The organism is Granulicella tundricola MP5ACTX9 (assembly GCF_000178975.2).
GTDB lineage: Bacteria > Acidobacteriota > Terriglobia > Terriglobales > Acidobacteriaceae > Edaphobacter > Edaphobacter tundricola.
This window is the reverse complement of sequence record NC_015064.1, coordinates 3,978,972-3,991,655: the sequence shown is the minus strand read 5'-3', so window position 1 is coordinate 3,991,655 and position 12,684 is coordinate 3,978,972. Positions and strand designations below refer to the sequence as shown.

Annotated in this window: 12 protein-coding genes; 4 read left to right on the top strand and 8 right to left on the bottom strand. The window is 60.2% G+C overall.

Going from position 1 to position 12,684, the window contains the following annotated elements:
• Positions 1-34: 34 nt before the first annotated feature.
• Positions 35-277, bottom strand: a complete 243-nt coding sequence (rpmE, locus tag ACIX9_RS17380; RefSeq protein WP_013581802.1) for a 50S ribosomal protein L31 — start codon at positions 275-277, stop codon at positions 35-37.
• Positions 278-503: 226 nt separating this feature from the next.
• On the opposite strand from rpmE, the gene ACIX9_RS17375 reads away from it, so the two are divergent.
• Entirely contained in the window at positions 504-1,268 is a 765-nt protein-coding gene (locus ACIX9_RS17375; protein WP_013581801.1) for an ATP-binding protein, read from the top strand.
• A 498-nt stretch (positions 1,269-1,766) separates the two neighbouring features.
• The gene (locus ACIX9_RS17365; RefSeq protein WP_013581800.1) at positions 1,767-2,291 is read left to right on the top strand and encodes a DUF2393 family protein; all 525 of its coding nucleotides are present in this window, start codon (positions 1,767-1,769) and stop codon (positions 2,289-2,291) included.
• Positions 2,292-2,313: 22 nt separating this feature from the next.
• On the opposite strand, the gene ACIX9_RS17360 is transcribed toward ACIX9_RS17365, so the two are convergent.
• Entirely contained in the window at positions 2,314-2,814 is a 501-nt protein-coding gene (locus tag ACIX9_RS17360) for an MgtC/SapB family protein (RefSeq protein ID WP_013581799.1), read from the bottom strand.
• A 252-nt stretch (positions 2,815-3,066) separates the two neighbouring features.
• On the opposite strand from ACIX9_RS17360, the gene ACIX9_RS17355 reads away from it, so the two are divergent.
• Positions 3,067-3,957: an OmpA family protein gene (locus ACIX9_RS17355; protein ID WP_013581798.1), complete on the top strand. Its 891-nt coding sequence runs from the start codon at positions 3,067-3,069 to the stop codon at positions 3,955-3,957.
• A gap of 344 nt (positions 3,958-4,301) precedes the next feature.
• On the opposite strand, the gene kdsA is transcribed toward ACIX9_RS17355, so the two are convergent.
• The 5 genes from kdsA to tyrS all read right to left on the bottom strand — a co-directional run bounded on the left by kdsA (position 4,302) and on the right by tyrS (position 11,324).
• Entirely contained in the window at positions 4,302-5,141 is an 840-nt protein-coding gene (gene kdsA / locus ACIX9_RS17350) for a 3-deoxy-8-phosphooctulonate synthase (protein ID WP_013581797.1), read from the bottom strand.
• Positions 5,142-5,150: 9 nt separating this feature from the next.
• A complete protein-coding gene (locus tag ACIX9_RS17345; RefSeq protein ID WP_013581796.1) occupies positions 5,151-5,618 on the bottom strand; it encodes a DUF1641 domain-containing protein in 468 nt (155 codons plus the stop codon).
• A gap of 12 nt (positions 5,619-5,630) precedes the next feature.
• The gene (gene fdhF / locus ACIX9_RS17340) at positions 5,631-8,657 is read right to left on the bottom strand and encodes a formate dehydrogenase subunit alpha (RefSeq protein ID WP_013581795.1); all 3,027 of its coding nucleotides are present in this window, start codon (positions 8,655-8,657) and stop codon (positions 5,631-5,633) included.
• Positions 8,658-8,764: 107 nt separating this feature from the next.
• Entirely contained in the window at positions 8,765-10,012 is a 1,248-nt protein-coding gene (locus ACIX9_RS17335) for a flavin monoamine oxidase family protein (RefSeq protein ID WP_013581794.1), read from the bottom strand.
• Positions 10,013-10,049: 37 nt separating this feature from the next.
• Positions 10,050-11,324, bottom strand: a complete 1,275-nt coding sequence (gene tyrS / locus ACIX9_RS17330) for a tyrosine--tRNA ligase (RefSeq protein WP_013581793.1) — start codon at positions 11,322-11,324, stop codon at positions 10,050-10,052.
• Positions 11,325-11,394: 70 nt separating this feature from the next.
• Here tyrS and ACIX9_RS17325 point away from each other — a divergent pair, with 70 nt between their 5' ends.
• Positions 11,395-12,057, top strand: a complete 663-nt coding sequence (locus ACIX9_RS17325; protein WP_013581792.1) for a ribonuclease T2 family protein — start codon at positions 11,395-11,397, stop codon at positions 12,055-12,057.
• A gap of 130 nt (positions 12,058-12,187) precedes the next feature.
• Here the strand turns inward: ACIX9_RS17325 and ACIX9_RS17320 are convergent, their stop codons facing one another.
• Complete coding sequence (locus ACIX9_RS17320) at positions 12,188-12,517, bottom strand: hypothetical protein (protein ID WP_013581791.1); 330 nt, start codon at positions 12,515-12,517, stop codon at positions 12,188-12,190.
• Positions 12,518-12,684: the final 167 nt, after the last annotated feature.

The window sequence follows — 12,684 nt, the reverse complement described above, 5'->3', positions numbered from 1 at the left end:
CAGCGCGGAGGCCTTTCCTTGCCGTAAATCCAGCTTACTTCGTGTCCGTAGCCGCCGCAGCCTTCGCTGCATCCGACTGCGCAAACTTGCGGCGGAAGCGGTCGACGCGGCCAGCCGTATCGATCATCTTCTGCTTACCCGTGAAGAACGGGTGGCAGGCTGCACAGATTTCGACGACGATGTCGCCCTTGTTGGTCGAACGCGTCTCAAAGGTGTTGCCGCAGGCGCACTTGACGTTGATATTGTTGTAAGACGGGTGAATCGCTTCCTTAGGCATGATCCTGTTCCTTCATTCCTGGGGCCGACTTGCGGTTCGCTTGCAAACGGTCAACTCACGTTCACGTCGAAGGGCCTGTCGCGCTATCGGCTCGCCAGCGCACGGGATGGAAAAACTCCAACACGCGCTTTCCTCAGTATAACCTTGTTTCGCACAACTATCGATCAGATTCAACTCTACGACTTTCGATTCATCCCCCGCCCAACCTGCCATACTAGGCAGTGCCATGGAACAAGAAGTCTGCCCCCACTGCAACGACTCCGGCCTCCGCACCTTCACCCGCGAAGACGGAGAGCGCTTCGTCCGCGACTGCTCCTGCCGCGTCGAGCGCCGCGTCCGCCGCATGATCGCCCGCTCCCACATCCCCCGCCGTTACGAGCACTGCTCGCTCGATTCCTTTGAAACCGACTTCAAGGACGCCACCCGCTCCCTCAAGACCGCACACTTCTCCGCCCGCAAGTTCGTCGAGTCCTACCCCATCGAAACCGGCGGCACCGGTCTCCTGCTCACCGGCTCCATCGGCGTCGGCAAAACCCACCTCGCCGTCGGCATCCTCCAGGCGTTGGTCGCCGAGCGCGGCGCAACCGGCCTCTTCGTGGACTACCGCGAGCTCCTCCAGAAGGTCAAAAACTCCTATAACCCGCAGGTCCAGTCCACCGAACTCGAGATCCTCAAGCCCGTCTTCGACGCCGAAGTCCTCATCCTCGACGAACTAGGAGCCTCAAAACCCAGCGAGTGGGTCTGGGACACCGTCGCCCACATCCTCAACACGCGCTACAACGACCGCCGCACCACCATCATCACCACCAACTACGCCAACGCCGCCCCGCTGGACGGCACCGTCAAGGAACTAGGCCGCGCCGCCCGCGAAGAATCCCTCGGAGACCGCATCGGCGAACGCATGCGCAGCCGCCTGCAGGAGATGTGTGTGGTGGTGGAGATGCACGGCGTAGACTTCCGCCAGACCGTCAACCTCGCCCGCTTCGGCTGAGCTCTAGCGCCAGAAAGCCCACATCGCGCGTTTGATCCGCTCCGTGAGACTCCGTCTCTTACGAAGAATTGGCATCAGTTGCGGCATTACCCTGAGTCTGGCATGAACCCCTATGGCACGGACCGGGACCCCCATCAAAGCGCGCTGCACGGGCAGGCCATTTGCAGCCACTAGAAAAAGTCCGTGCGACCCTGGCGAAGAACTTCCTGCCGCCTTGAAGCGTGTGTTCTGACCCATAATCGATCTCCTCCCAATGCTTATCGTCGAAGCCGGGAGCTTCAAACCCACTGTCTCAAAAATGAGCAGCCGTGACTCCCAAGCTACTAACGAAACCGCCAATCCGTCAAAGTCCTGGAAAACAAACATGTGTCCCATGAAAATTCAGATGCGGGCGTAAGTGCCCCGCGCCTGCCCTTGAGTTCGCCAAAGAGATCTCATTTCTGAGACATGGGATTCCACAAATGCTCTCCGGGAAGCCCAGGTTATAAAATCCGCTTCATGAGCGATCAGACGCCCACCCCCGCCCTCTTCACCCCGCCCACGCCCGAGCGCACGTCCTCGCCCATCCTTCCCATCGCCATCGCTGGCTTGGTCGTCGTCCTCATCCTCGCCGGAATCCTCCTCGCCACGCACCGCAAGCCCGCCCTCAATCCCAACGCCATCCATCCCCTGGACCCCTACGCCGCCAGCCTGCCCATCACCGGCATCGTCATGAGCGAGTCCACCAGCCTCTCCGGCGGCAAGTCCACCTTCATCGACGGCCACATCCGCAACACCGGCAACCGCACCATCTCGTCGGCCACCGTCCAGGTCCTCTTCGCCAACGACGCGCAGCTTCCGCCGCAGCTTGAAACTCTGCCCCTCGCCGTCATCCGCACCCATGAGCCTTACGTGGACACCCAGCCCCTCAGCGACGCGCCCCTCAAACCCGGCGACGACCGAGAGTTCCGCCTCATCTTCGAAAACATCAACAGCAACTGGAACCAGCAGCTTCCGGAGATTCACGTCATCGCGGCGAAATAGAGGGATTGTTCCCGCCTAATCCCTAGTCATGCACCGTGTGGGTCGCCTCTTCGCTCGGAACCTTCCCGTCGTTGAACCGCCGCAGCAATGCCGGGAAGACCAGTGCGACCACGAAATAGGCCACCGTAGACACCACCGCCAGCACCAGCAGCCCCGCCCCGCAAGCCATCCCTATCCCCGTCACCAGCCACACAGTCGCAGCCGTCGTCAGGCCCTTCACCCGGTCGCCCTGCACAAAGATGATTCCGGCCCCGATGAACCCGATGCCCGTCACGATCTGGGCCGCGACCCGGGAAGGGTCCAGCACAATCCGGCCCGCCTGCAGCACGTCCGTAAACCCGTACTTTGAAATCAGCACAAACAGGGCCGCACTCGTGCCGACCACGGTATAGGTCCGCAGCCCCGCGCTTTTGTGCCGCAACTCCCGCTCCAGCCCCACCACCGCGGAGAGAAGAAATGCCGCACCCAGCTCAACGATCTGCTTGAGACCCTGCCCATCCATGCTCATTCCCAGCGTCGACATGAAGGCAATTCTAGGTCAGTACATAACCAGAAAGGTTCCCTTCACCCACTCCTTCCTCCCACAGGGCAAAAAATTCCACCCTCAGGAAGCTCTTTCCGCCGCCCTGAAACGAGAAAACCCCAGTAAACATTGAAGATTTCGACTTTCCAGACTTTGGCACGCCGTTTGCAATAACCCTTTGCACAGGACGGGGCAAAGTCCTGATTCAATGCACCCCAGATGTAAGGGTGCTGCGGAGGAAAGAAAACATCCATGGTCAAGTCTTATAAAGTTCTTGGTACCGCAGTTCTGTTCGCTGTCACCTCCTTTGGTGCGGTCGGTGGTTCAGCGTTAGGTCAGTCCGCCACGAGCCAGACAACACCGGCCCAGTCTTCCACTTCCGCCACCAGCGGCCAGGCCGATACCTCGACCTACGCGACGGGCAAGCCTCTCGAGACACAGTCGCACGAAGGCTTCTGGGGTCACATGAACCCCATGGCCCGGAAAAAGTGGGTACATCGCCAGGTTGATCCCCTCAAGGATCGCGTCAACGAGCTCGACGAGCTCCAGGCGAAGAACGCAAACGACATCCGCGACGTAGACTCCCGCGCCACCGCCGGCATCAGCAAGGCGATGACCTCCGCCCAGGCTGCTGACGCGCACGCCGCCGATGCTTCCAGCCGCGCCGATCAGGCAAACTCCCTAGCCGTCTCCGCTGATTCGCACACCACCGCACTCAGCGGCACGGTCTCAAATCTCGACCAGTACCAGGCCGTCACGTCCGAGGCTGTACCCTTTACCGCAGGCCGCACCACCCTCGGTCCCAAGGCTAAGGCAAGCCTCGACGATCTCGCCGCCAAGCTGGCGTCTGAGAAGGGCTTCATCGTAGAGGTTCAGGGCTACAGCCGCGCAGGCGTACCCCAGTCGCAGGCAATGGCTGACTCGGTCGTCCGTTACCTCGTCACCGAGCACCAGGTGCCGATCTACCGCATCTACCGTACCGGCCTCGGCCGCGCCACCAAGGATCAGATCGCCGCGCAGACCGCCTCGAATGACGGCACCAAGCCCGTCACCAACGGCGTCCGCGTGACCCTGCTCCACAACAGCCTCGCCACCATGGGAAGCTCGAGCTCCACGTCGGCTCCCACACCCGGCACCAACTAAGCTGTAACCGTTTATCGTAGGCTTCACGTCAAAAAGGGCGGGAAGTGAGCATAAAACTCACGTCCCGCCAGCAACACCAAAGTTCAGAACCACAAGATCGCGAGTTGAGCCCAAAAGCGCCATCATCAGGCTAGCCGAGCTTCAACCGCAACGCCCTCTCCTAACCAGAGAGAACCAAGGCAGATTGGCCCCTCACCCGAGGGGCCGTTTTTTTGCTCCGCACACTCATTTACGAGTGTGCGTCATGATGAGCTCAAGATCCCTGAAATGAAGCCTTTGCAAAAGAGGTCCAGACCTAAGTCATTCTTTATGAAGACTTTGACACTTAAGGTGGGGAGGGGGTCTTAATACCGCCCCACCACCTCATGCACCGCCACCAACTCCTCCAGGACGCCCTTCAACCGATCCAGCCGAAGCGCATTCGCACCATCCGACTTGGCCTCCGCAGGATTGTCATGCACCTCCAGAAACACCCCATCCACCCCCGCCGCCACAGCCGCCCGAGCCAGCACCGGAATGAACTCCGGCTGCCCCCCGGACACCCCATTCCCGGCTGAAGGCGTCTGCACCGCATGAGTCCCATCGAAGATGACCGGTGCAAACTCCCGCATGATCGGCAGCGCCCGCATATCGACGACCAGGTTGTTATACCCAAAGCTGGCCCCCCGCTCGCACAGGCTCACCCGCTCGTTACCCGAGTCCCGGACCTTCTGCACCGCGTGCCGCATATCCCCCGGCGCCACAAACTGGCCCTTCTTAACATTGATCGCCCGCCCGGTCTCCGCCGCCGCGATCAGCAGATCCGTCTGGCGGCACAGAAACGCCGGAATCTGCATCATCAACTCAACATCCCCGACAGCGTCCGAAAGCCGCGCACAGTCCTCCGGAGTATGCACATCCGTCAGCACCGGCAGCCCTGTATCCTTGGCGATCGCCCTCAATATACGGGTCCCCTCCACCAACCCAGGCCCCCTAAAGCTCTTGATACTCGTCCGGTTTGCCTTGTCGTAGCTCGCCTTGAAGCAGTAGGGAATCCCCACCTCGGCCGCAATCTTCTGCACCGCTTCGGCCAGTCCACGGGCATGGCTCTCGCCCTCGAGCACACAAGGCCCTGCAATCAAAAAGAGCTTCCCACGGCCAACCGCAATCGGCCCAATCTCAAACGTCTTCTCAGGTAGTTTCACCCCACCATCTTACTTCTCCGGCGTACCCTTCAGCGACTTGCCCACCGCCGCCAGCACCAGCGTCATGAACGACAGCCCCCGTCGGCTATCCTCGCTCGTAGCCCGCCGCGCCAGCGCCCACAGCGAAGGCGGCTTAGTCTCCGCCTGGTGCTGCCCCACCGCTGCCGTCACGCACCTCGTCAACTGATCCAGCGTCTCCGGATCGATCGCCATCAGAATCTTGCTCAATTCCAGCAGATTCCGTATCGCCGCGATCCCACCCGGCAGCTTCGCATACTCCGCCACCTTCGCCGCAATGATGTCGCGCCCACCCACCAGTCCATTCACCAGGTCCAGCGTTCCATTCGCATGCGCCGTCTTCAGAATGTCGTACGCGACCAGCAGCGCCTCCGCATTCTCCACCGGCGCAGCCTCAAGCTGCCGCTGCAACTCCAACTTCGGATCGACCACAACCTTGAACTTCAGTGGATTCGCCATAATCTCCGCTCTCTAAACCGTAATCGACTTGATCTGCACGAGCTTATCGCTCTCCTTCGTTCCCGGCAGGTGATACCCCGGCAGCGCCCACTTCCGCTCAATCTCTAATCCCATCTGCGGATGCCGAGTCCCATACCGGAAGTTCTTCCTCGGCAGCGGATTCTCCCCCATCTCCGGAAGCACCGTCATCTCAACCGAGGTCTCCTTGAACGCCGGGGTATGAGTCGCCCGGTCCGTGTGCGAGCCCGTCAGCTTATTCACCGGCTCCGCTACCGAGTTCAGCGGCATATAAAGCTGTTTGCCCTTCACCCGGTCCGACACCAGCACCTGCACCCTCACCCGACCATACGGACTCGTCAACTGCACATACCGGCCCGTCGCAATCCCACGCTCCGCCGCTAACTCAGGCGATACCTCCACAAAGTTCTCCGGCGTGATCTCCTTGATCCCCGGCGACCGATAAGTCATCGATCCCTGCTCAAAGTGCTCCAGCAGGCGCCCATTATTCAGGTGCAGATCGTACTTGGCACTGACCTCCTCCGATGGCGGAACATACACCAGCGGCCAGAACGTCGCCTTCCCATCCGGCAGCGCGAACTTCTCCGTATAGCAAAGCGGCGTGTCGGTCCCATCCTTCGCCACCGGCCATTGCAGCGATTTGAACCCTTCCAGCCGCTCATACGTCACGCCCGCCATGCTCGGCGTCAGCCGAGCCACCTCCACCATCACATCCGAAGGATGCTTATAGTCCCACCCAGCCCCCAGACGATTCGCAATCATCTGCAGAATCACCCAGTCCGGCTTCGACTCTCCCAGTGGCTCCAGCGCTTTATATAGCCGTTGAATCCGCCGCTCCGTATTCACAAACGTCCCATCCTTCTCCAGCGATGGCGAAGCCGGCAAGATCAGATCCGCATACTCGCACGTCACAGAGAAGTTGATGTCCTGCACGATCAGGAAGTCGAGCTTCCGCAGCGCTTCGCCCACATCGTTCGCGTTTGAGTCGGATGTGATCGTATCCTCGCCCTTGATGTACATCGCCTTCAGCTTGCCGGCGTGGATCGCCTCGATCATCTCCCGGTTATCCAGTCCCTTGTTCACCGGCAGCGTGCATCCCCAGTCCGCCTCAAACTTCCCGCGAATCTCCGCGTCATCCACCTTCTGGTAGCCGGAGAAGATGTTCGGCATCGACCCAAAGTCGCTCGCACCCTGCACATTGTTATGCCCGCGCAGAGGATAAGCCCCAGTCCCCGGCCGCATATAGTTCCCCGTCAGCAACAGCAGATTGCTGATGCAGGTCGAGGTATCCGCGCCGCCACAATGCTGGGTCACCCCCATCGCCCACAGAATGCAAACTGTAGGGGCCGCCGCAATCTCATTCGCCAGCGTGATCATCGTGTCCTGCGAGAGACCCGTCACCTGCTCCACATACTCCAGCGTGAACGGCTCCAGCGACTTTGCATACTCCTCAAACTTGTTCACCCATTTATGAACGAAGGCCATCTTCGCCAGGTTGTGATCCAGGATGTACTTCGCCACGCCGCTCAGCCAGACCTCGTCCGTAGAAGGGTTCGGCTGAATGAACATGTCCGCCCGCTCCGCCATCTCATGCTTCCGGATATCGGCTACGATCAGCCTCTGCCCCCGATGCTTCTGAGACCGCTTGATCCGCGTAGCCAGCACCGGATGCGACTCCGCCGAGTTCGCCCCCACGATGATCACCAGCGAAGCCATCTCGATATCCGAGATCGATCCCGAGTCCGCCCCATACCCCACCGTCCGCTGCAATCCCATCGAAGCCGGCGTCTGGCAGTACCGGCTGCAATTATCGATATTGTTCGTCCCCACCACCTGCCGCGCCAGCTTCTGCATCAGGTAGCTCTCTTCGTTCGTGCACTTGGAGGAAGCGATAAACGCCAGCGCATCCGGCCCATGCTCCTCCTTGATCTTCCCCCACTTCTCTGCGATCAGGTCCAGAGCCGCATCCCACGTGATCGGCACAAACGTATCGCCCTGCCGCATCAGCGGCTGCGTCAACCTGTCGGGCGAGTTGATAAAATCCCACGCAAACTTGCCCTTCACGCACGTCGAAATGCCGTTCGCCGGCCCATGCGTCGGCTCGATCTTCAAGATATGCCGATCCCGCGTCCACACCTCGAAGCTGCACCCCACCCCGCAGTACGTGCACACGGTCTTCGTACGCTTCACCCGCTGATGCCGCATCTCCGATTCCATCTCGCTCAGCGCCAGAATCGGCCCGTACCCAATCGGCGGCTCGATCCCCTTCACTACCTCGATCATGTCGTCCAGGACCTTCGGCGGAATGTTCGTCAGGTACCCCGCATGGCCGATCATCGTCTTCTCCATCAGCGCATTGCATGGGCAAACCGTCACGCAGTGCCCACACGACACACACGACGATCCCTCAATCTTCTCCCCGCCATCCCACAACACCCGCGGGTGCTCACTCTCCCAGTTGATCGTAAGCGTCTCGTTTACCTGCACGCTCTGACAGGCCTCGACGCAACGCCCGCACAGAATGCACTGGTTCGGGTCATACCGGTAGAAGGGGTTGGACATATCCTTCTCATACGGCTTCTCCATATAAGGACGAGCCTGATGCTTCACATCCAGGTCCGCCGTCGCGTTATGTACCGTGCAGTTCTGGTTGTTGTTATCGCAGACCGTGCAGTACAGCATGTGATTCTGCAGAATGCGGTCAAACGCCTCCCGCTGCGCCACATCCACCTCATACCCTTCGGTCTCCACCTTCATCTGGCTGGTCACAGGAGTCCCACAGGCCCGCACCAGCTTCCCATCCACCTTCACCATGCAGGTATCGCAACTCTGGATCGGCCCCATCTGCGGCACGTAGCAGACCTGCGGCGTGCCCTTGACGTTCAAAGCCGTTGCATGGCGATTCAGCGCCTCAATGAGATGCTCTCCCGCATGAGCGGCAACAGCCTCCCCATTTACCATGATCGTCGTATCAGGCGTGATATCCAGGGGCGTGTTCAGAAGAGATTTCGTGGCAACCATACTAACCTCAGATGCACCCCAGCCAATCCGAGTTCACACATTTATCCCAACCCCAGACCTGGGTGCCCCATGTCCGGATTTCGGAGGTGGGTTTTCACCGCTCCCAATCATTCCCCAATCGACTCCAGCACCTGCCCCGCCACCCTCAATCCACTCCGCAGCGCAGCATGCACCGTCCCCCAATGCCCGGTCGTATCCGTATGCTCCCCTGCAAAGAACAGCGTCTCCTCCATCGGCACGCCCATCTCTGCCGAAGCGTCCACACCACCCACCGGCACCCATGAGTAAGCCCCCCGCGCAAACTCATCTGAAGCCCAGTCATGCACATGAACCCCAATCAACTCCTTACTCACGACATCCTCTGACACCCCCAAAGCCGCCGCCAACCCAGCCATCCCACGCGCCTGTAGATCCATATCCCCCATCAACTCGTCAGCCCGTGGCCCACCAACCCAACCCGTCATCGTCAGCCCCGCAGAAGGCCACGCCGACCACCACACCGGCGGCATAGCCTCCCGCGCCATCAAAAAACTCATCCCCTCCGGCCAGAGCATCTTCTTGAACACCAACGTAAACCGGCAAACCTGCCCCATCCTCATCCGCCTCGCCGCCGCCATCACCCCCGCCGGCTCCGGAGAAAACGTCACTACCCCCGCCTGCAAAACTCCCAGCGGCAGCGTCACCACGGCCTTCGCCGCCCTGAACTCACCTGCAGATGTCTTGACCACCACTCGCCCGCGCTCCCAGGCAATTTCCTTCACGCAAGCCCCCAGCATCACCCGCCCACCCGCCACCTCAAACCGTTCCAGCAGGAACTCCGGCACCCGGTCATATCCATCCTTGATCCGCCAGAGCCGGTCCCCCTCGATCGCATCCTCCGCAACCTGCTGCCGCCCCAACCCAATAATCGAGGCCTCCCGCGCATCGGCGGCATTGAACCCTTCCACGTACCCAATCGCCTCCACCTTCTTAGTCGCCGAAAGGCCCAAGCCTTCGACATACTGCGCAAACGAAAGGTCAGGCCCCTCATATGTCTTCAAGTCTTCGAGCGGCTCCTCGTCCTCATCACCCTCACTCTCAAACCCGCCATCCCCCGCACGCAGAAACTCTCCGGTCCGCTCATAGGTCTGGAGACCTGCCTCCCCGATCAAATCCCAAAGCTCCTGCGGCCGTCCATGCACGAACTCCGCACCCATCTCGACGACCTCATCCCCCGCCCGCACGGTCAGGATGCGCCCACCGACGCGGTCCCGCCCCTCCAGCAAAACTACGCGCAGCCCCGCCTCAGCCAGGGCCCGGCCAGCCGACAACCCGGCCATTCCGGCCCCAATCACCAACACATCGAACTCGCTCATTCCCGTTGGATGCGCCGGCCCTGCTCTCAGGTCTGTCTTACGTAATGACGGCTCGTTTGGCTTTCTTGCCAAGTCGGATCGTCAAGGTAACGGGAAGGCTCGCCAGTTGCATCACGGCATCCTTCTGCACCTCACCGTCGATCTTCACGGCGCCTTCGCGGAGCTTGCGGGTAGCTTCAGAGTTTGACGGGCAGAGACCGCAGTGGACGAGCAGGGGAGGCAGCTTGATGGTGAAGCCCGTGACGCCATCCTGTGCATTATGGGCTTCCGGGCCAGCAATCTCAGCCTGCGTGATGCCTACTTCTTCGATATCGTCCGAGACGCCGCCCTGCTGGAACTGTTTCGACCAGTTCTCCTCCGCGTGAGCGGCGACCTCCAGCGTGTGAAAGCCTTCGACAATGGTGCGAGCAAGATCTCGTTTGGCCTGCATGGGATGAAGCTGGCCGGCGACGATCTGCTCCTCAATCACCGCGATCTGGGCAGGCAGTAGGTCCGTCAGGAAGGTGAAGTAGCGGCCGATGAGCGCATCCGGAATCGTCATCAGCTTGGTAAACATATCGAACGGCGAGTCCTCTACGCCGACGGCGTTGCCGAGCGACTTGGACATCTTCTGCACACCGTCCAAGCCTTCCAGAATCGGCGTCATCAAGACGATCTGCGGAAGCTGCCCTGCGTCGCGCTGGAGGCGGCGGCCCATTAGCAGGTTGAACTTCTGGTCGGTCCCGCCGAGTTCGACATCGCATTCCAGTGCAACCGAGTCATAGCCCTGCGCAAGCGGGTACAGAAGCTCATGCAGGCTGATGGGCTCCTCGTTGTTGAAGCGCTGATGGAAGTCCTCACGCTCCAGCATCTGGCTAACAGTGGCCTTGGCGGCGAGACGGATCATGTCCGCGAAACCGAGTTTGGCGAGCCACTCCGAGTTGTAGCGGACTTCGGTCTTAGATTCATCGAGAATGCGAAAGACTTGCTGCTTGTAGGTCTCTGCATTGGCGTCGATCTCGGCCTGGGTAAGCTGCTTGCGGGTCTGGGACTTGCCGGTGGGGTCGCCGATGAGCGCGGTGGAATCACCGATGAGGAAGATGACGGTGTGGCCAAGCTGCTGAAAGTGGCGCAGCTTACGCATAAGGACGGTATGGCCCAGATGGAGGTCGGGCGCGGTAGGATCGAAGCCGGCCTTCACACGAAGGGGCTTGCCGGATTTGAGGCTGGCTTCAAGGCGCGTGCGCAGGTCATCGAGCGGGATGATCTCGGCTGCGCCCTTGGTGAGAAGGGCAAGTTGGTCTTCAACGGGAGCGAATCTGGAATCTGACATAGGCCTCTCCAGTATAGGAGGTGGCCGGTGCCGGTTTCGCATTTCACTGCGTGCGGGTAGGATTCTGGGTATGAAGACCCTGACCTCGCTCGCGTGCCTCTTTGCTTCCCTGCTTGTCATCGCTGCGCCTGCAAACGCGCAGAAGAAGGGCAAGGTAGGGGTATTTGATTTCTATCTATTGAATCTTTCGTGGTCGCCGGAGTTCTGCGCGATCGAGGCGACGAGCCCCGAGTGCAAGGCAAAACCGGGGTTCATCGTGCATGGCCTTTGGCCGCAGAATAACAACGGCAGTTACCCGGTGAGCTGCTCAAATGCGCCGGGGCCGAAGAACTATAGCCAGTATCTGGACATCTCGCCGGACCTTACGCTACTGGAACATGAGTGGCCGAAGCATGGGACATGCACGGGACTTGGGCCGGATGCATTCTTCCAACTCGAACGCACGGACTTCCACGCGTTCAAGGTTCCTGCGGCCTTCAAAAATACCAAGGCTGTGACCATGACGCCCGCCGCGATTCAACAGCAGCTTCAACAGGCGAACCCGACGTTTCCGGCAGGGAGCATTCTGGTGAGCTGCAGCAACAAGGAGCTGACTGCCGTGGAGGCTTGCCTGGCCAAGGATGGCGTGACGCCAACCGTATGCAAAGGACTGAGTGAATGTGCGGAGCCGTCGATTACGATTCTGCCGCAGGGCAGCACGTCTGCGGTGAACAAGAAGCCTGTGAAACGTTAGCGAGGGCGCGGCCAGGAGACACGGTTGCCGTCAGGAGCGGTGGGAGGAATGTGGGTGTTGGAGTCCCACCGCTTCGGCATGTGCTGGAACGATCGCTTCTCTGCAAGGGTCCAGGAGTTAGTGACGGTGGTTAGTCGAGGACGACCTTGGTGTTGTTCTGCTCCGGCGACAGATCCAGCAAAGTATCGCCAACGTGGTGGTTGGGCATGTAGCTGTTGACATAGATGACGGTGCCGGCGGGAGCCTTCACTGCAAGCGTGCCGTGCGAGGTGACGGTATAGTTGCGGCCGCCGATCTTCACGTCGCGGAAGCTCTGAGACTTATTGACCAGGGTCACCACAACGCGGGTATCCGTCTGCGAGTGCGGATGCAGGTGGACGAGATTGCCAAGCGGCATGGCGGCGGAGGCGAGGGTGCTGGAGGCGGCGAGGGCGAGTACGGCGAGTGACGAATAGATCATTGGAGTTTCCCTTCGGATTACAGAGTTCGACGGGATAGGCTGCCATGGTTCAGTCAGGCTCGTCGTGACAACTGTTACGGGAAGTAGACTCGGTTCGTTCCGTAAAAGTTCATCTTTTTTCACGATTTCTCATTTTTATTTAAATCGCTAAAACCCGCGTATTCATT